The organism is Streptomyces sp. R28 (assembly GCF_041052385.1).
Taxonomy (GTDB): Bacteria; Actinomycetota; Actinomycetes; order Streptomycetales; family Streptomycetaceae; genus Streptomyces.
The window spans coordinates 511,086-528,292 of the sequence record NZ_CP163439.1 but is presented as its reverse complement, the minus strand read 5'-3'; the positions used below and the strand labels follow the sequence as shown (position 1 = coordinate 528,292).

17 protein-coding genes are annotated in these 17,207 nt (G+C 71.1%); 8 read left to right on the top strand and 9 right to left on the bottom strand.

The genetic code is table 11. The annotated features are described in order from the left end of the window. On the top strand, nt 1-2,016 hold the full coding sequence (locus AB5J49_RS02310) for an FAD-dependent oxidoreductase (RefSeq protein ID WP_369166782.1): 2,016 nt from the start codon (nt 1-3) through the stop codon (nt 2,014-2,016). 53 nt (nt 2,017-2,069) lie between these two features. Beyond that, nucleotides 2,070-2,621 carry a PadR family transcriptional regulator gene (locus AB5J49_RS02305; protein WP_369166781.1) on the top strand — a complete coding sequence of 184 codons (552 nt, stop codon included), beginning with the start codon at nt 2,070-2,072 and terminating at the stop codon, nt 2,619-2,621. 120 nt (nt 2,622-2,741) lie between these two features. Here AB5J49_RS02305 and AB5J49_RS02300 read toward each other — a convergent pair whose 3' ends face one another. Further along, nucleotides 2,742-3,278, bottom strand: a complete 537-nt coding sequence (locus AB5J49_RS02300; protein ID WP_369166780.1) for a hypothetical protein — start codon at nt 3,276-3,278, stop codon at nt 2,742-2,744. A gap of 166 nt (nt 3,279-3,444) precedes the next feature. After that, nucleotides 3,445-4,422, bottom strand: a complete 978-nt coding sequence (locus AB5J49_RS02295) for a fibronectin type III domain-containing protein (RefSeq protein WP_369166779.1) — start codon at nt 4,420-4,422, stop codon at nt 3,445-3,447. 407 nt (nt 4,423-4,829) lie between these two features. Here AB5J49_RS02295 and AB5J49_RS02290 point away from each other — a divergent pair, with 407 nt between their 5' ends. Continuing rightward, nucleotides 4,830-5,543 (top strand): glycoside hydrolase family 75 protein, encoded by a 714-nt coding sequence (locus AB5J49_RS02290; protein WP_369166778.1) that lies wholly within the window; start codon nt 4,830-4,832, stop codon nt 5,541-5,543. Nucleotides 5,544-5,621: 78 nt separating this feature from the next. On the opposite strand, the gene AB5J49_RS02285 is transcribed toward AB5J49_RS02290, so the two are convergent. Then, nucleotides 5,622-6,383, bottom strand: coding sequence for an SDR family NAD(P)-dependent oxidoreductase (locus AB5J49_RS02285; RefSeq protein ID WP_369166777.1), 762 nt, complete (start codon nt 6,381-6,383; stop codon nt 5,622-5,624). A gap of 152 nt (nt 6,384-6,535) precedes the next feature. Between AB5J49_RS02285 and AB5J49_RS02280 the strand changes: the two genes are divergently transcribed. Next, entirely contained in the window at nt 6,536-7,186 is a 651-nt protein-coding gene (locus AB5J49_RS02280) for a TetR/AcrR family transcriptional regulator (protein WP_369166776.1), read from the top strand. A 146-nt stretch (nt 7,187-7,332) separates the two neighbouring features. Here AB5J49_RS02280 and AB5J49_RS02275 read toward each other — a convergent pair whose 3' ends face one another. The 4 genes from AB5J49_RS02275 to AB5J49_RS02260 form a co-directional block, all read right to left on the bottom strand. After that, entirely contained in the window at nt 7,333-7,782 is a 450-nt protein-coding gene (locus AB5J49_RS02275) for a PTS-dependent dihydroxyacetone kinase phosphotransferase subunit DhaM (RefSeq protein ID WP_369166775.1), read from the bottom strand. After that, on the bottom strand, nt 7,775-8,374 hold the full coding sequence (dhaL, locus tag AB5J49_RS02270; protein ID WP_369166774.1) for a dihydroxyacetone kinase subunit DhaL: 600 nt from the start codon (nt 8,372-8,374) through the stop codon (nt 7,775-7,777). The genes AB5J49_RS02275 and dhaL overlap by 8 nt, the downstream gene beginning before the upstream one ends. Nucleotides 8,375-8,420: 46 nt before the next feature. Continuing rightward, nucleotides 8,421-9,413: a dihydroxyacetone kinase subunit DhaK gene (gene dhaK, locus AB5J49_RS02265; RefSeq protein WP_369166773.1), complete on the bottom strand. Its 993-nt coding sequence runs from the start codon at nt 9,411-9,413 to the stop codon at nt 8,421-8,423. A gap of 345 nt (nt 9,414-9,758) precedes the next feature. Then, a complete protein-coding gene (locus AB5J49_RS02260; RefSeq protein WP_369166772.1) occupies nt 9,759-10,481 on the bottom strand; it encodes a hypothetical protein in 723 nt (240 codons plus the stop codon). Between the two features lie 499 nt (nt 10,482-10,980). Between AB5J49_RS02260 and AB5J49_RS02255 the strand changes: the two genes are divergently transcribed. Both AB5J49_RS02255 and AB5J49_RS02250 read left to right on the top strand, forming a co-directional pair. Then, nucleotides 10,981-11,997 carry a LacI family DNA-binding transcriptional regulator gene (locus tag AB5J49_RS02255; protein ID WP_369166771.1) on the top strand — a complete coding sequence of 339 codons (1,017 nt, stop codon included), beginning with the start codon at nt 10,981-10,983 and terminating at the stop codon, nt 11,995-11,997. Between the two features lie 152 nt (nt 11,998-12,149). Then, nucleotides 12,150-13,121 carry an aldo/keto reductase gene (locus AB5J49_RS02250; RefSeq protein WP_369166770.1) on the top strand — a complete coding sequence of 324 codons (972 nt, stop codon included), beginning with the start codon at nt 12,150-12,152 and terminating at the stop codon, nt 13,119-13,121. 27 nt (nt 13,122-13,148) lie between these two features. On the opposite strand, the gene AB5J49_RS02245 is transcribed toward AB5J49_RS02250, so the two are convergent. Next, nucleotides 13,149-14,744, bottom strand: coding sequence for a glycoside hydrolase family 43 protein (locus AB5J49_RS02245; protein ID WP_369166769.1), 1,596 nt, complete (start codon nt 14,742-14,744; stop codon nt 13,149-13,151). A 144-nt stretch (nt 14,745-14,888) separates the two neighbouring features. Here AB5J49_RS02245 and AB5J49_RS02240 point away from each other — a divergent pair, with 144 nt between their 5' ends. Both AB5J49_RS02240 and AB5J49_RS02235 read left to right on the top strand, forming a co-directional pair. Further along, nucleotides 14,889-15,167, top strand: coding sequence for a hypothetical protein (locus AB5J49_RS02240; protein WP_369166768.1), 279 nt, complete (start codon nt 14,889-14,891; stop codon nt 15,165-15,167). A gap of 45 nt (nt 15,168-15,212) precedes the next feature. Next, on the top strand, nt 15,213-16,661 hold the full coding sequence (locus AB5J49_RS02235) for a GH1 family beta-glucosidase (protein WP_369166767.1): 1,449 nt from the start codon (nt 15,213-15,215) through the stop codon (nt 16,659-16,661). 128 nt (nt 16,662-16,789) lie between these two features. On the opposite strand, the gene AB5J49_RS02230 is transcribed toward AB5J49_RS02235, so the two are convergent. Further along, on the bottom strand, nt 16,790-17,206 hold the full coding sequence (locus AB5J49_RS02230; protein WP_369166766.1) for a nuclear transport factor 2 family protein: 417 nt from the start codon (nt 17,204-17,206) through the stop codon (nt 16,790-16,792). Nucleotide 17,207: the final 1 nt, after the last annotated feature.

Below are 17,207 nucleotides of genomic sequence, written 5' to 3'. Positions count from 1 at the left end.
ATGAGCCGTTACCCGCACCTGCTGAGCCCGCTCGACCTGGGCTTCACCACGCTGCCCAACCGCGTCCTCATGGGCTCCATGCACGTGGGCCTCGAGGAGGCCGAGCACGGCTTCGAGCGCATGGCCGCCTTCTACGCGGAGCGAGCGCGCGGGGGAGTGGGCCTGATCGTCACCGGCGGGATCGCACCCAACGACGAGGGGCGCCCGTACGAGGGTGGCGCGAAGCTCACCACCGAGGCGGAGGCCGAGCAGCACCGGGTCATCACCGACGCCGTGCACCGCGAGGGCGGCCGGATCGCGATGCAGATCCTGCACTTCGGCCGGTACGCCTACCACCAGGACCTGGTCGCGCCGAGCCCGCTCCAGGCGCCGATCAGCCCCTTCCCGCCCCGCGAGCTCACCGACGCCGAGGTCGAGCGGACCATCGACGACTACGCGCGCGCCGCCCGCCTCGCCCGGCAGGCCGGGTACGACGGCGTGGAGATCATGGGCTCCGAGGGCTACCTCATCAACGAGTTCATCGCCCAGCAGACCAACCGGCGCACCGACCGCTGGGGCGGCTCCTACGCGAACCGCATGCGCTTCCCGGTCGAGATCGTCCGCCGGGTGCGCGAGGCCGTCGGCGAGGACTTCATCATCGTCTACCGGCTGTCCATGCTGGACCTCGTCCCGGGCGGCTCCACACTCGACGAGGTGATCACACTCGCCAAGGCCGTCGAGGCCGCCGGGGCGACGATCATCAACACCGGCATCGGCTGGCACGAGGCGCGCATCCCGACCATCGCCACCTCGGTGCCGCGCGGCGCCTACACCTGGGTCACGAAGCGGTTGATGGGCGAGGTGTCGGTCCCGCTCGTCACCACCAACCGCATCAACACCCCCGAGCTGGCCGAGGAGTTGCTGGCCGACGGCTGCGCGGACATGGTGTCGATGGCCCGTCCGATGCTCGCCGACCCCGACTTCGTCGCCAAGGCCGCGGCCGGGAAGCCGGAGGCGATCAACACCTGCATCGGCTGCAATCAGGCCTGCCTGGACCACACCTTCAGCGGCAAGATCACGTCCTGCCTGGTCAACCCGCGCGCCTGCCACGAGACCGAGCTGACGCTCGCCCCGACCCGGCTGCGCAAGCGGGTCGCCGTGGTGGGCGCCGGACCCGCCGGCCTCGCCTGTGCCGTGAGCGCGGCCGAACGCGGCCACGAGGTCACGCTGTTCGACGCAGCGAGCGAGGTCGGCGGCCAGCTGAACGTCGCCCGCAAGGTGCCGGGCAAGCAGGAGTTCGACGAGACGCTGCGCTACTTCCGCCACCAGCTCGACTGGCAGGGCGTGGACGTACGGCTGAACACGTGGGTGGCGGCAGAGGACCTCGCCGGCTACGACGAGGTGGTGGTCGCCACCGGCGTCACCCCGCGCACTCCGGACATCCCCGGCATCGACCACCCGAGCGTCGTGGGCTACCTCGACGTCCTGCGCGACGGCGCCCCCGTCGGCGAGCGCGTCGCCGTCCTCGGCGCGGGCGGCATCGGCTTCGACGTGGCCGAGTTCCTCACCGACGGCGGCGACAAGGCCAGCGAGGACCCGGCGACGTACTTCCGCCAGTGGGGCGTCGACATGGACTACACGGGCCCAGGCGGTCTCGCCGCCCCCGAGCGCCCCGCCCCGCCGCGCACCGTCCACCTGCTGCAGCGCAAGGCCACCAAGGTCGGCGCGGGCCTCGGCAAGACCACCGGCTGGATCCACCGCACCGAGCTCAAGCACCGGGGCGTCACCATGGTTCCGGGTGTGCGCTACGACCGTATCGACGACGCCGGACTGCACGTCACTGTCGGCGAGGAGAGCACGGTTCTGGCGGTGGACACCATCGTGCTGTGCACCGGGCAGGAGCCGCGTCGCGGCCTGTACGAGGAGCTGCTCGCGGCGGGCCGCAGCGTGCACCTCATCGGCGGTGCCGACGTGGCCGCCGAACTGGACGCCAAGCGGGCCATCAAGCAGGGCACGGAGCTGGCGGCGAGCCTGTAGGGGCGCGTGGCCGCATTCGTAGGATGACCTCCTCGCGTCCCTAGGATGAGCCCATGTCACTCCCGCACGCGATCCTCATTGCCCTGGTCGAAAAGCCGTCATCGGGGCTGGAGCTGACCCGCCGGTTCGACAAGTCGATCGGGTACTTCTGGTCGGCGACGCATCAGCAGATCTATCGCGAGCTGGGAAAACTGGAGGCCGAGGGCTTCATCCGCACCCTGCCGAGCGAACAGCCGGCCCGCGGGCAGAAGAAGAGCTACGAGGTCCTGCCCGCGGGCCGCGCCGAACTGGCCCGCTGGACCGCCGCGTCCCAGGACCCGCGGCCCCACCGCGACACGCTGCTGCTGCGCATGCGTGCCGCGTCCGTCGTGGGGACCGAGGGCATCGAGGCCGATCTGCGGCGCCATCTCGATCTGCACCGGCGGCAGTTGGCCGAGTACGAGGAGATCGAGGAGCGCGACTTCCCGCCCGGCAAGGACAGTTCGCAGGACCGGCTGCGGCACCTGGTGCTGCGCGCCGGTATCGATCTGGAGACCTTCTGGACGCAGTGGCTCACCCGCGCTCTGGAGGAGTTCGCGGAGCTGCCGGGCCACGAGACGGCGTGAGCCGAGGGCCCTTCTGAGCCGCTATGGCCTTCGGAACGACCGCGGCCTTCGGAACGACCGCGGCCTTCGGAACGACCGCGGCCTTCGGAACGACCGCGACCTGCGGAACCGGCACGGCGTTCAGAGCCGGTACGGCTTCGAACGGCGGCGCAGGACCCAGGCCGCCGTGGCCAGGAGGCCCGTGCCCACCAGGGCGCCGCCCGCCACCAGCGTCAGGGTGCCGTAGTCCTTGCTGCCGCCGCCCATCCCGCCCATGACGCCGCGCGACGGCGAGGCTGTGGCCGTGGCCGAGACTCTGGGGGCTGTGACGATGACCGACTGGGTGCCCGCGGTGGAGCCGTTGGAGCACACGACGATGACGGTGTACGTGCCCGGGCTCACGCCCGACCAGGCCGCCGACTGCAGCGCGGCCGTCCCCGACAGGGAGACCTGGCGCCCCTGGGCGAAGTTCGCCTGGCGGCTGTTGAGCAGCGAGGCGGTGCCCCAGCTGCCGTTGACGTTGGTGCAGGCACTGGTCGTGACGGAGACCGTGGACCCGGTGGTGCTCACGGAGATCCCCGAGACCGCGGCGGCCGGACCGGCGGCCAGGGTGAAGGGAAGAGCGGAGGCGGCTGCCACGGTCAGGCCCGAGCGGAGGAAGAGCGATGAATTGCGCATGTGATGCCCTCCGGCGGCACGGTTGGCGGTACGTCCGTTGCGCCGCCGAGGGTCGGGAACGCCCGTGCTGCCTCAGGGGCAGCCAACGCGCCCCGGAGCCGGCCCGCACGCGGACCGCCGCCGGACAGGTGACGGACTGCTGCACCCGGGGACGCCGGACCGGACGTCAGTCCCGCCCGCCGGTCGTCACCGCCCGCTCCGCCGAGAAGCCGCCCCAGGCGCCGTCCGGTAGCCTCCCCCTGATCCGCACCCGGTGACCGACTCCGGCCTCCCGGCCCAGATAGAAGCTGTACGTGGCCCGCTCGCGCGGCGCGCTCCCGCCGTACACCAGCGAGGTGGCCGTACGGCCGTCGAGCTCGACCTGGTACTCCGCGATCACGCCGTCCGTGCGCGGCGGCACCCAGCCCAGGTCGAGGTAGTACGCCCCGTCCGCGAGGCGGGTCGTAGCCCGGAAGGCGGTCGGCGCGGTGCCGCGCCCGTCGTCGGTGCCGGGCGTGGTGACGCGGACCGCTGCCGTGGCCGGCGAGAGGTTGTCGGCCGCGTCCCGGGCCCGGACGGTGAAGGAGTAGCGGGTGCCGGGCCGAAGTCCGGTGACCACGGTCGCCGTCTGGTTTCCGCCCACACTGTGGATCTTTGTGTCGCCCTGATAGATGTCGTACGACACCACGTCCCGGTCGTCCGTCGCCCTCGACCACGACAGTTGCGCCGCCCGGCTGCCGACCGCCCGGCCCTCGGCCTGTCCCGGACGAGTCGGGGCGGAGTGGTCGGCGGCCACGGCCGCGGGAGTCGCCGCCCGGACCTTCATGCTCGACGGCCCGAGCCGTCCGTCGGTGTCACGGGCTCGCACGGTGAAGGCATACACGGTGGACGGCCTGAGCATGGTGACATCCACCATGTGTGCGGAGCCCGGCACTTCCTTGACCTTCGTGGGTCCCCGATACACCTCGTAGACACGGATGTCGCGGTGGGCGGAGACCGCGTTCCACATGACGTGCACACTGGTCGCGCTGCCCGCGGCGGCCGTGACACCGGTGGGCGCCGCGGGCACCCGGCCGCCCTCCTCTTCCGTCCCGCTCCACGCGCAGGACGAGAGCAGGACGAGCACTGCGCAGAGCGCGGGAACGAGGACGGGAACGCGTCGCACGACTCTGCCTCCCGGGGCCAACTGGCGGAAATGGTCCGGACCAATAGGGCTCCACTATGTCGCCGCTGACGCGATCACCTCAAGAGGGCGGGCGTTGATGAACCGCCAGGGAGGTTACGTATGCTGAAGCTCCTCGCGGCTGAACTCTCCATGAGAGGAGGGGAGTTCACGCCCGCCGGTGCGGGCCGCTGTCGTCGCTGATCCCGCGCCGGGCGCGGGTGGCCGGGGGGTCGGGGCCTGTTTCGCGGGCTCAGGCCCCCGGCTCCTGCCGGAAGTTCGGGGGAGATCGTCGGGTAGTCGTGTCGTCGGGGTGCACGCTCTACGGCCTCGCTGGTGGCAGCATGATCGACACAGCATCAGATGGGCCGAGTGTCCGTCAGTGTTCCTCGACGAGAGGGTTCCCCACCGTGCGTCTCCACTCGCTGACGCTGGCCGCGGCAAGCGCCGCCCTGCTCGCCCCGACGATGCCGCCCCCGGTCCCGCCGCCCACGCAGGAAGAGTCAACGGCCCACCGCGAGGCCGACGTCAGCGCCGCTGACCTGCTGTCGAAGGTGCGTGAGTGCGCCGCGGTCTCCCGGGGGCGCTATCGCAGCGACAGTGGGGTGCCCGCGACGATCCGTGTCTGCGGGGCGCAGGACGCGGTGTTCTGGAAGGCCGACATGGACATCGACTGCGACGGGCAGCGCACCCGCCACTGCAACCGCCGTACCGATCCGTACTTCTCCGCCGCGACGGCTTACCAGCAGTCCGACGGCCGCCACTTGAGCGCCGAAAACCTCCCGTACATCGTCGTGCCCGCTCCGAGCCGCCTCTGGAACCCACTTGACCACGGCATCCGCGGCGGCTCGGTGGCCGCGGTCGTGTACCAGGGCCGGGTGCGGTACGCGGTCGTCGGCGACGTCGGCCCGAACGACATGATCGGCGAGGCGTCGTACGCCGCCGCCGAGACCCTCGGCATCTCGCCCGACCCGCACGGCGGCGGCACGGCCTCCGGGGTCACCTACATCGTCTTCAAGGACGAGCGGGTGACGCCCATCGAGGACCACGCGGCCGCCGTGACGACCGGGCAGCGGCTGGCGAGGGAGTTCGTGTACGGGAAGCGATTCGTGCCGGGCGGTTGATGCGGGCACGGCAACTGTTCGAGTGCGGCCGGTGATTCGTGCACGGCTGGTGACTCGTGCACGGTGGGGGAGGAGGCGTCAGACCGCCGACCAGCCGTCGTCGACCGGCAGGATCACGCCGTTGATGTTGCTCGCCGCGTCCGAGGCGAGGAACACGATGGCGGCGGCCTGCTCCTCGGGCTGGGCCATCCTGCCGAGGTTGACGAAGTGCGGGCCGAGCGCCGCCGGTCCGTGCGCGTCCCGCGCGGCGTCCACGACGATGCCGGTCTGAGTGCCGCCCGGGGCGATGGCGTTCGCGCGAATTCCCTGCTTGCGGTACATCACCGCAAGGGACTTGGTGAGCCCCACCACGCCGTGCTTGGACGCCGTGTAGGCGGCGCCCGCGGCGCTGCCGCGCAGGCCGGCCTCGGAGGCCGTGTTGACGATGGCGCCTCTGCCCGCCTGGAGCATGTGCGGCAGGACCGCCCGGGTGAGCAGGAAGGGGGCGGTGAGGTTGACCCGTATGACCCGCTCCCACTCGGCGTCGGTGACGTCCGCCAACGCCGACATGCGGTCCATGATCCCGGCGTTGTTCACCAGGATGTCCACGCCGCCGAAGCGCTCGACGGCGGTCTCGACCACCCGGTCGACCACGGCCTGCTCGCTCAGGTCGCCGACGACCGCGACCGCGTCGCCGCCCGCCTGCTCGATCTCCTTGACGACCGTCTGCGCACCCTCGGCGTTCAGGTCCGCCGCCACGACCCGGGCGCCCTCCTTGGCGAAGCCCAGGGCGGCCGCGCGCCCGATGCCCGAGCCCGCTCCGGTGACGATGACGCTGCGTCCGTTCAGTCCGCCGGTCATGACCTACTCCCATCCGTGAATCCGTGGGCGGCCTGTCGAACACGCCCGAGGGCCCCACCCTACGACTTAATGTCTCTGAGTGACATAAACTCCTCGGGGAGAATTTTCGGAGAGAATTCCGGGAGAGCGATCAGCGCCGGCCGGAGGAGAACATGACCGCAACCCGTGGACGTACGAGGCGGCCAACGGGACGACCGCCCCTCACCGAGGAGCGCAAGGCCGAGATCCGGCTGGAGATCGCGCGGGCGGCGGTGGACCTGTTCGTCACCCACGGCGTGGCGGCGACCACGGGCGAGCAGATCGGAGCGGCGGTCGGTGTCTCCGCGCGCACCGTGTGGCGCTACTTCCCGAGCAAGGAGAGCTGCGTACGGCCGCTGTTCTCGGCCGGTATCGACCTGATCGCCGACTGCCTGCGGCGGTGGCGTCCCGGGCAGCCCCTCGAGGAACTCCTCGACGAGGAACTCGCGGTCGAGGACCGCCTGCTGGCCGGACCCGACCGCGTCACCGTAGGGGCCCTGGTACGGCTCACCCGCACCGAGCCCGGCCTGCGCGCGATCTGGCTCCAGACGTACGACGAGGCCGAACCGGCGTTCGCCCGCGCCCTCGCCGAACGCGCCGGCCTGCCCGCCGACGATCTGCGCCCGACGATCCAGGCGGCGACCCTGAACGCGGCACTGCGCGCGGCGGTCGAACACTACGCGTGGCACACCGCCGACACCCGCCCCGACCGGGCGACGGCACAGACCGAACTGGCGGCGACACTGCGGTTGGCGCTGAGGGTTGCGGCGCAGGGGGTCGGCTAGGGGGCGGGCTCTGGGGGGGGGGAGGGGCGGGGCCCCGCGGCGCGCGAACCGTTGCCCGGGACGCGGCCGAGGGGCCCGCGGCGCCGTGGCTGCCGCAGACCGCCTCACTTCAGGGCCTACGGTGTGGCGGCTGCCGTAGGTCGTCCCTACACCTTCCGGTAGGTGTACGCCTCCGCGGCGGCCGCTTCGACCGCCGCGAGGTCGGCGCCCGTGGCCGCCGTGACGACCGCGGCCACCGTGCCCTCGACGAACGGGGCGTCCACCAGGCGTGTGTTGCCGGGGAGTTCGTCGCCCTCCGCGAGCAGGGCCTTGACGGTGAGGACCGCGCTGCCCAGGTCGGTGAGGACCGCGACCCCGGCGCCGCGGTCCACGGATGCGGCCGCCGCGGCGATCAGCTCGGAGCTGGTGCCGAGGCCGCCGGCCTCGGTGCCGCCCGCCGCGGCCACCGGCACCGCCGTCGCGCCGCCCGCGAGCCCCTGCGCCAACTCGGCCACCGACGCGGCCACCTGTGCGCTGTGCGAGACCAGCACGATGCCGACGAGCCGCTCGCTCTTGTCGTCCCTCGCCTTCTCGTCACCCGCCTTCTCGTCACTCACCGTTCGCCTCCGCCAGCCCCGCGATCAGCAGCGCCGAGGACGTGGCCCCGGGATCCTGGTGTCCGATACTGCGCTCCCCGAGATAACTCGCCCGCCCCTTGCGGGCCTGCAACGGCGTCGTCGCCAGGGCGCCCTCCTCGGCGGCGGACCGTGCCGCGGCGAAGCCGTCCCCGAGCGCGTCCACGGCCGGCACCAGCGCGTCGATCATGGTCTTGTCGCCCGGCGCCGCCCCACCGAGCGCCATGACCGCGTCCACCCCGTCCCGCAGCGCCTGGGCGAACTGATCCTCGCTCACCTCGCCGGCGTCCCCGAGGGCTTTGCCGGTCCGGCGCAGCAGGGTCCCGTACAGCGGTCCCGACGCCCCGCCGACGGTCGAGATGAGTTGCCGCCCGGCGAGCATCAGGGTCGCACCGGGCGTCTGCGGGGCCTCCTTCTCCACCGCCGCGGCGACGGCGGTGAACCCGCGCTGCAGATTGCTGCCGTGGTCGGCGTCCCCGATGGGCGAGTCGAGGGCGGTGAGCCGTTCCGCCTCACGGTCGACGGCAGCGGCGGGCGCCGTCATCCAACGGCGGAAGAAATCGGCGTCGAGCACTGGATCTCCTTGCGTGACAGGTGCGTTGCGAGCGTCCGGCTCCGGATCACATTCCCCACCGCAGCCCCGGCGTCTTCACCGGCGCGTTCCACAGCCGCAGCAGCTCCTCGTCGACCTGGCACAGGGTGACGGAGGCGCCGGCCATGTCGAGCGAGGTGACGTAGTTCCCGACGAGGGTGTGGGCGACGTTCACACCGCGCTCGGCGAGCACCCGCTGGACCTCGGCATTGAAGCCGTACAGCTCCAGCAGCGGTGTCCCGCCCATGCCGTTGACCAGGACGAGGACGGGGTTGCGCGGGGTCATGTCCTCCAGGATGGCGCCCACGGCGAAGTCGGCGATCTCACCCGACGTCATCATCGCCCGCCGCTCCCGGCCCGGCTCGCCGTGGATGCCGATGCCCAACTCCAGCTCGCCGGGCGGCAGATCGAAGGTGGGGCTGCCCTTGGCGGGGGTGGTGCAGGCGCTGAGGGCGACGCCGAAGCTGCGGGAGTTCTCGTTGACCCGCCGCCCGATTGCCTCCACCCGCTCCAGCGGCTGCCCCTCGTCCGCGGCGGCACCGGCGATCTTCTCCACGAACAGCGTCGCGCCCGTGCCGCGCCGGCCGGCCGTGTAGAGGCTGTCGGTGACCGCCACGTCGTCGTTGACAAGCACCTTCGCGACCTGGATGCCCTCGTCCTCGGCGAGTTCCGCGGCCATGTCGAAGTTGAGGACGTCACCCGTGTAGTTCTTCACGATGAACAGCACACCCGCCCCGCTGTCCACGGCGGCCGCGGCACGCACCATCTGGTCGGGCACCGGTGACGTGAACACCTCACCCGGACAGGCCGCCGACAACATCCCCGGCCCCACGAACCCACCGTGCAGCGGCTCGTGCCCCGACCCGCCACCGGAGACGAGGGCGACCTTCCCCTCGACGGGTGCGTCCCGCCGTACGATCACGCGCTTGTCCACATCGACGACCAGCTCGGGATGTGCGGCCGCCATGCCGCGCAGCGCGTCCGCGACGACGCTCTCCGCGACGTTGATCAGCATCTTCATGGGTACCTCCTGATGGGCTGGCAGATGAGGCTGATGACCTGTGTCTTAGCAGGTCGGAACAGATGAGGTCAGTAGTCGACCTTGGTGGTCTGTGGCGGTCGGAAGCGGGTCCGGCGGTACTGATGCTGACTTAGTGCTGACTTTGATGACGGGTCGTCAGGCTTCCGGGTGCGGTCGGCGGCGGTCGGCGGAAAGGCTGCTGTCGGCAGTATCGACCTTGCGGCAGCGAAGGTCACGTGCGCGGGTGTTCCTGGGCGTGCCCGGTGCTCTCGTAGCCGCAGCGGGCACGAGACGGCACCGGAGATCAGCACCCAATCGCGCGCGCCGGAGGCCGAGCGGCGGCTTTCAGGTCGCTGGCCTGGGATCAATCCACAACGCCTCGGAGACGGCGCACAGTTCGCCCTCGGCCGTGGCGAGGGCCACGCCCATCGTGTGCTTGCGGCCGGATTCCGACAGCAGCCACGCGTACGAGATGTACGGCTCACCCGCGGCGACCGGCCGCAGAATCGTGCCCGTGAGGCCGGCGGTGACCGCCCCAGGCCGCTGGGTGCCGAGGAAGCGGCCCGCCCAGTGTCCCGGGCAGTCCAGGGCGCCCCAGACCAGCTGGGGCGGGAGCAGGCCGTCCGGGTCGGCGAAGGCGCGGGACGGGATCCAGGCGGAGGCCACCAGGCCGAGATCCGGCACCGGGGTGCCATGCACACGCAGACCGCGGTCGGGGGAGCGCAGGCCGCAGCCGAAGCAGTCGACCACACCTGACGGCGGTGCCGCCCGGAACCTCTCGGCAGCGGCGGCCGCCTGGTCCCAGGAGGGCGCGGCCGGCGTGTCGAGCAGCACCTCGGCGGGGCGCGCCGCGGCAAGGGGGCGCCCCGCCTCGCCCAACTCCACGCCCCCGTCCGGCGTCTCGGTGATCGGCACGGGCACCTCGACCGGCACCGGCCCACGGAAGTCCACCCGCACCGTCTGAGCCCCGGACCTCTCCGCCAGCACACCGGCGACGTAGCCACCGAAGGCCACCTCGGGATAGCCGGAGTACAGCTCCGGCACCACGATCGCGTCACTCGTCGTCATGATCCCCACTTCACCACACCCCTTGCGGGCATGAGGTGACCTGAACGGCGCTCAACACGCCGAGTGAGGGCCCCGAGGCCGACGCAGATCGAGGCGTTTCCCCCTGAAGGAGATGGTCGTCGTGACGGAGCGGCGCAAGGCATTCCCCACCGCCGAGGAACTGAGGAACTGAGGAACTGAGGATCTCGGATCTCGCGGGACTTCATCGAGACGACGGAAGCGCTGCGCTCCGAGCCCGGGGCACGTCTGCGGAGCGAGTCCTCCCTGGCGCCGGGCGACTACGCCGTGCTCCTGGCGTGAGCTCTTCGTCCCTGCCCTCACCCCGGGCGATCTCGCCGCGGCCGATCGTGTCGCGACGGCACCGCGTGGACGTCTGACGGCGCTGCGCAACCCCTGAGCAGTGCCCCGGCCGTCGCGGGTGTGCGGCATGCGGCCTGTGACAGTATCGGCTGTGGACGCACGGCCGCGTGCCGGGGTTGAGGGCAGAGGAACGAGTGACATGAACCGGCCACCAGGAATGATGGACGTGGCACGGGAGGCAGGCGTCTCGCACATCACCGTCTCCAGGGTCATCAACGGTCATCCGTCGGTACGGCCGGAGACCCGGGCCCGGGTCGAGGCCGCGATCCAGAAGCTGGGCTACCGCCGCAACAGTGTGGCCAGGGCCCTCAAGAGCCGCCGTTCCTCAACGATCGGCGTGGTGATCGTCGGGTCGGAGCTGTTCGAGCTGCCCCGCATCCTCCTGGGTGTGGAGACGGCCGCCAAGCAGGCCGGTTACTGGGTGAGTCTGGCGAGCCGGCAGGGCGAGAGCACCACCGGTGACCTCGTGGAGACACTGCAGCGGCTCACCGATCAGTCGGTGGAGGCGATCGCGGTCGTCGCCGACCGTCCCCTCGCCGTGGAGGCGCTGTCCGGCCTCGTCTTCGAGGTGCCGGTGGCGGTGGTGATGTCCGGCGGTGTGCCCAACCCCGATCTGAGCTTCGTCGAGGTCGACCAGGAACTCGGTGCCCGTCTCGCGGTGCGGCACCTTCTCGATCTCGGACACAGGCGCATCGCCCATCTGACGGGTGCCTTGCGCACCTTCGACGCCCGGGCCCGCGTCGAAGGCTGGCAGGCTGAGCTCGCGACCGCGGGCGCGGAGGGCGCCAAGCTCGAAGGGGACTTCAGCGCGGAGAGCGGCTTCCGCCTCACCCACCAGCTCTGCGCGGACGGCACCGGCCTGCCGACCGCGGTCTTCGCGGGCAACGACCAGATGGCGATGGGAGCGCTGGCGGCGTTCGCGGAGCGGGGCGTGAAGGTGCCCCAGGACGTGTCGCTCGTCGGCTTCGACGACATGAAGGGCTCGGGCTACCTCGTGCCCGCCCTGACCACGGTCCGACAGGACTTCGCCCACCTGGGCAGGAGCGCCATCGAACTGCTGGTGCGGATGGTGGGCGGGGAGGAACCGGAACGACAGAAGATCGCGCCGGAACTCGTCGTACGGCGCAGCACCGCCGCTCCCCGCGCGGATTCCTGAGGCTGTCGCCGATTCGAAAGTTTCGCTGTTCTGCCGCGCTGTTGCCGGAGTGCCGCCGTCAGTAGCGTCGTGCGGGCAAGTCGTGGTGCCGAGAAGCAGCACAGCGCAGTGGCCCTCGCCAGGGGGCGTCACCCGAGGAGTACGAACAGCACATGCGTTATCGGGAACTCGGCCGCACCGGGCTGACCGTGTCCGAGGTCGGCTACGGAGCCTGGGGGCTGGGCCAAGGTGCCTGGGTCGGAGCCGACGACGACTCCGGCGTACGTGCCCTGCACCGCGCCCTCGACCTGGGCGTCACCTTCATCGACACCGCCCGGGCGTACGACCGCAGCGAACGCGTCGTCGGCCGTGCGCTCAGGGAGCTTCCGGGCGGCGGGGACGGCGTGCACGTGGCGACGAAGGTCGGGCCGAAGGTGCCGGTCTCCCTCTCGCCGAGCGGACTGGACCCCATGGAGGTGTTCCCCGGCTCGCACCTCCGCGAGAGCCTGGAGACCAGCCTGCGCGAACTGGGCCGCGATCACGTCGACCTCCTCCAGCTGCACACCTGGGAGGACGAGTGGACCGGCCGCGGCGACTGGCTGGAGACGGTGGACGCCCTCAAACAGGAGGGCAAGATCAGGTTCTTCGGGATCTCCGTCAAGGACCACCAGCCCGAGAACGTGCTCGCGGTGCTGCGCACCGGGGTTCTGGACACGGTCCAGGTCATCTACAACGTCTTCGAGCAGGCCCCGTCCGATGCGCTGCTGCCGGCCTGTGCGGAGTACGGCGTGGGTGTGATCGGGCGGGTCGCACTCGACGAAGGCGCCCTCACCGGCTCGATCCGGACGGGCGTCGCCTTCCCGGAGGGCGACTGGCGCAACTGGTACTTCAGGGACGACCGGCCCGCCCAGGTCGAGAAGCGCGTGGCCGGGATCCTCGCCGACCTGGGGATCGATGCCGAGGAACTCCCGTCCACCGCCCTGCGGTTCGCCCTCGCCGGGCAGGCGGTCTCCACCGTCATCGTCGGGATGCGCTCCCTGAGGAACGTGGAACGCAACGCGGCGATCGCCGATGCACCGCCGCTCGCCCCGCAGCAACTCGCGCTGCTGGCCAAGCACCGCTGGGTGAAGAACTTCTACGGCTGATCCGTGCCCGCGCTTGTCAGCGGGCCGTCAACTGCGGCTGCCCACCCGTGTCGCCGTTCTCGGCCCGCCCGGGTGGGGCGCGTACTCGAACCAGCGCACATGGGCGTCGCCCGCGTCGCCCGCGTCGCCCGCAGCGTCGCCGACGCCGTACAGGCCGATATGGACACCGATGAACCCGCCGGCCCGTTCCGTGCTGAAGAAGGGGCGGTCGATGCTGCCGAGGGTCGTCCAGGTGCGGTCCTCGACGTGGAAGGTGTAGCCGGATTCGTCGCTGTCGACCACGAGGACGACTTCGCCGTCCGTCACGGCGACCGACGCGAGGCGGGTGTCCGTACCTGCTTCGTGGGCGGTGAGTACGACGTGAGGGGTTCCGGAGGCGTCGACGGTCAGCGCGAGGGTGGCGTGGTGGTTGTGCTGGAACACGACCAGCCCGGCTTCCCGCGTCGGCGCGGCGGCAGGGAAGTGGATGCGGGCCCTGGCGCGCATGCGGAGATGCTGCTGACGGCGGGCCACGAACGCGGGAGTGCCCGTCGAGGTCAGGGGCTCGGGGGACAGGCGGATGGTCAGGCCGCCTTGACCGGGACTGGGCGAGACGAGATGGTCGACCGGCCCGCGCAGGCTGTTCCATTCCGGGCCGAGCACCGTGCCGGTGAAGTCGTCCCGTACCGGCCCGTCCGGGCCCCCGTCCGCCGCCGTGACTCCCGCGGGCAGCCGCTCCGACAGCCTCACCCGCCCGGTGTCCGGTGCGAAGACGGGGCCTTTGGGGGTCCATTCGACCGGGACCAGGAACACCTCGCGGCCGAGCGTATGCGTGCCGTCGATCGGCCGTACCCCCAGAGCGACGGCCCAGGTCTCTCCGGCGGGCGTGTCGACGAGGTCCACGTGTCCGACGTTGTGTATCGGTTCCGCCGCCCCGCGGTGGCGGTGGGTGAGCAGGGGGCTCCTGGGATCCGTGGTGTAAGGGCCGGTGACGGTGCCGGAGCGGGCCGCGGTCACGGCGTGATGGTGCTCGGTGCCGCCCTCCGCGCCGATCAGGTAGTAGACGCCCTCCCGTTTGTACACGTGCGGCGCCTCCACCCACGCACCGCGCATCGCGCCGTACCAAAGGATGTGGGTCGGGCCGGTCAACGCCAGGGTGTCCAGGTCGAGTTCGCGCATCCACAGTTCCCCGGGGCCGGTCTCCTCCGGGCGGGCGGCGTCGCGGCAGGCGGTGAACCAGCAGCGGCCGTCGTCGTCGAAGAACAGCGACGGATCGATGCCCTGCGCCTCCAGCACGATCGGGTCCGACCAGGGACCGGCGGGGTCGGAGGCGGTGCAGAGGAACGTGGTGCTGCCCTGACGGCCTCTCGCCAGGGTCACCACCACGTAGAAGGTGCCCTCGTGATGGCGGATGGTGGCGGCCCAGAGGCCGTCCGAGACATCGAGCCCGGTCAACGACACCTGGGACGGCCGGTGCACCACGTGGCCCAGCGGTGTCCAGTTCACCAGGTCGCGGCTGTGGAAGACCGGGAGCCCGGGATAGTACGCGAACGATGACGTGACCAGGTAGAAGTCCTCTCCGACCCGGCAGATCGAGGGGTCCGGATGACTGCCGGCAAGAACCGGGTTGGCGAAGGTCGGCACGGGCGCACTCCGAGGCAGGCGGGGGTGGGAGAGGGGTTCGTCGGGGCGGAGGCCTTGACAGCTTGTTAACGTTAACATCACCTTGGTTCCTGGCACGAGGACCGGCAGCCGGCCGGAACGCACTGCACGTCGAAGGAGAGGTGAATGAGCGCATCGCCCCTGTCCCCGAGCAAGTCAGGCCGTCCGCGGAGGCGCCCGGTGCCGGGACGCAGGACGGCCGTTGTCACGCCGACGGGCGTACTCGCGACCGCCTCGCCGGCCGACGGTTCCTCCGGCGACGACTCGGCATCCGACGGGGGGCCGGTCACGCTGCAGCTGCGGACCGACACCCTCAAGTGCGGGGATCCGGCGGCGAAGACGATCGTGGACGAGTACCACCGGGAGCCCTCCGGCGTCACGATCAGGAGCTGGCCGAGGGCCTGAAGGGGTAACCCGATCCTTACCGATACTCATCAGAAAGAAGCGTGCATGCCGACAGCCCGGCAGGAATCCGCTGAGCCCCTGTCCTTCCCCGCCCACTTCATCCTCGGCTCCGCGACCGCCGCCTACCAGATCGAAGGCGCCGCCACCGAGGACGGCCGCGGTCCCTCCATCTGGGATACCTACTCCCACACCCCGGGCAAGACATGGAACGGCGACACCGGTGACGTCGCCGCCGACCACTACCACCGCCTCGAAGACGACCTCGACCTCATGGCGTCCCTGGGTCTGCAGGCCTACCGGTTCTCCCTCGCCTGGCCGCGTATCCAGCCCACCGGCCGGGGCCCGGCCAACCCCAAGGGGCTGGACTTCTACAGCCGCCTGGTCGACGGCCTTCTCGACCGAGGCATCACGCCGGTCGCCACCCTCTACCACTGGGACCTGCCTCAGGCCCTGGAGGACACCGGCGGCTGGACGAACCGCGCCACCGCCCACGCCTTCGCCGACTACGCCCGTACCGTCGGCGAAGCCCTCGGCGACCGCGTCCCGATCTGGACCACCCTGAACGAACCGTGGTGCTCCGCCTACCTCGGCTACGGATCCGGAGCCCACGCCCCCGGCCGTACCGACGGCGCCGCGGCACTGAAGGCGGTGCATCACCTCAACCTCGCCCACGGCCTGGCGGTTCAACAGCTCAGGGCGGTCACCACCAATGATCCGCAGTACTCCGTCACCCTGAACTTCCACGTCCTCAGGGGCAAGGGCGACGGCGGCGAAGAGGCCGTGCGCCGCATCGACGCGCTGGCCAACCGCTCCTTCACCGAACCCCTGCTGCGCGGCCACTACCCGGCGGACCTCATCGAGGACACCGCCGCCGTCACCGACTGGGCGTTCGTCGAGGACGACGATCTCACCCAGATCCACCAGCCCTTGGACCTGCTCGGCGTCAACTACTACGCCACCACGACCGTCCGCCTGTGGGACGGCATGACACCGCGTCAGAACCATGACGGTCACAAGGACATGGGCGGCTCGGCGTGGCCCGGCTCGCCCCAGGTCGAGTTCGTCGAACAGGACGGCCCGCACACCGCCATGGGCTGGAACATCGACCCCGACGGCCTCGAGGAACTCCTCCTCGATCTGCACACCCGGTTCCCGAACCAGCCCCTGGTCATCACGGAGAACGGCGCGGCCTTCGACGACCACCTCACCACCCGCCCCGACGGCACCCACGCCGTCCACGACCCCGAGCGTGTCGACTACCTACGTCGCCACCTCACCGCCGCCCACCGGGCACTCGCCGCCGGCGTCGATCTGCGCGGGTACTTCGTGTGGTCGCTGATGGACAACTTCGAGTGGGGTTACGGGTACTCCAAGCGCTTCGGCATCGTCCACGTCGACTACGAGTCCCAGCGTCGCACGCTCAAGGACAGTGCCCTGTGGTACCGGGAGTTGGCGGTGACGGGCAGCATCCCCCCACCGCGGACCAGGGGGTAGGTCTTCCCTGTCACCGTCCGCCCTCGTGGCGCCGAGAACAGTGCTCGCACACTTCCCAACCCGCCCGCTAACCACCTGAGGCCGTGACGGCACCCGTGCATCGGCATGGACGGGTGCGGTCGTCGCGGCTAAGCGTCGTCGGTCATGGCCTCACGAACCTTGGCGGTGTCCACGAACTGCTCGAAGCGGACGATCAGCCCGCCGCGTACGACGAAGTGGTGCGCGACGCGGACGTCGATCCGCTTGCCGGTCGCCTTGTTGGCGGCCGTGTAGCGGGCCAGGACGACGACGTTCTCGCCGTCGACGACGTAAGTGTCGTCATGGGCGGTCCAGTTGTCCCACTCCTTGCCCAGCTGCTCCATGACGTTGGAGGTCACGCCCTCGGGGGTGCGGTAGGTACCGGCCAGCGGGAAGCCGGCCATCTCCTTCCACTCCACGTCGGGGGCGAGGGTCGCGCGCAGGGCTTCCAGATCCCTGTTGGCGGACGCCAGGTATTGGCGGCGTACGACGTCGGCGGGGGCGGTGGACGTGGCGAAGTCGGTCATG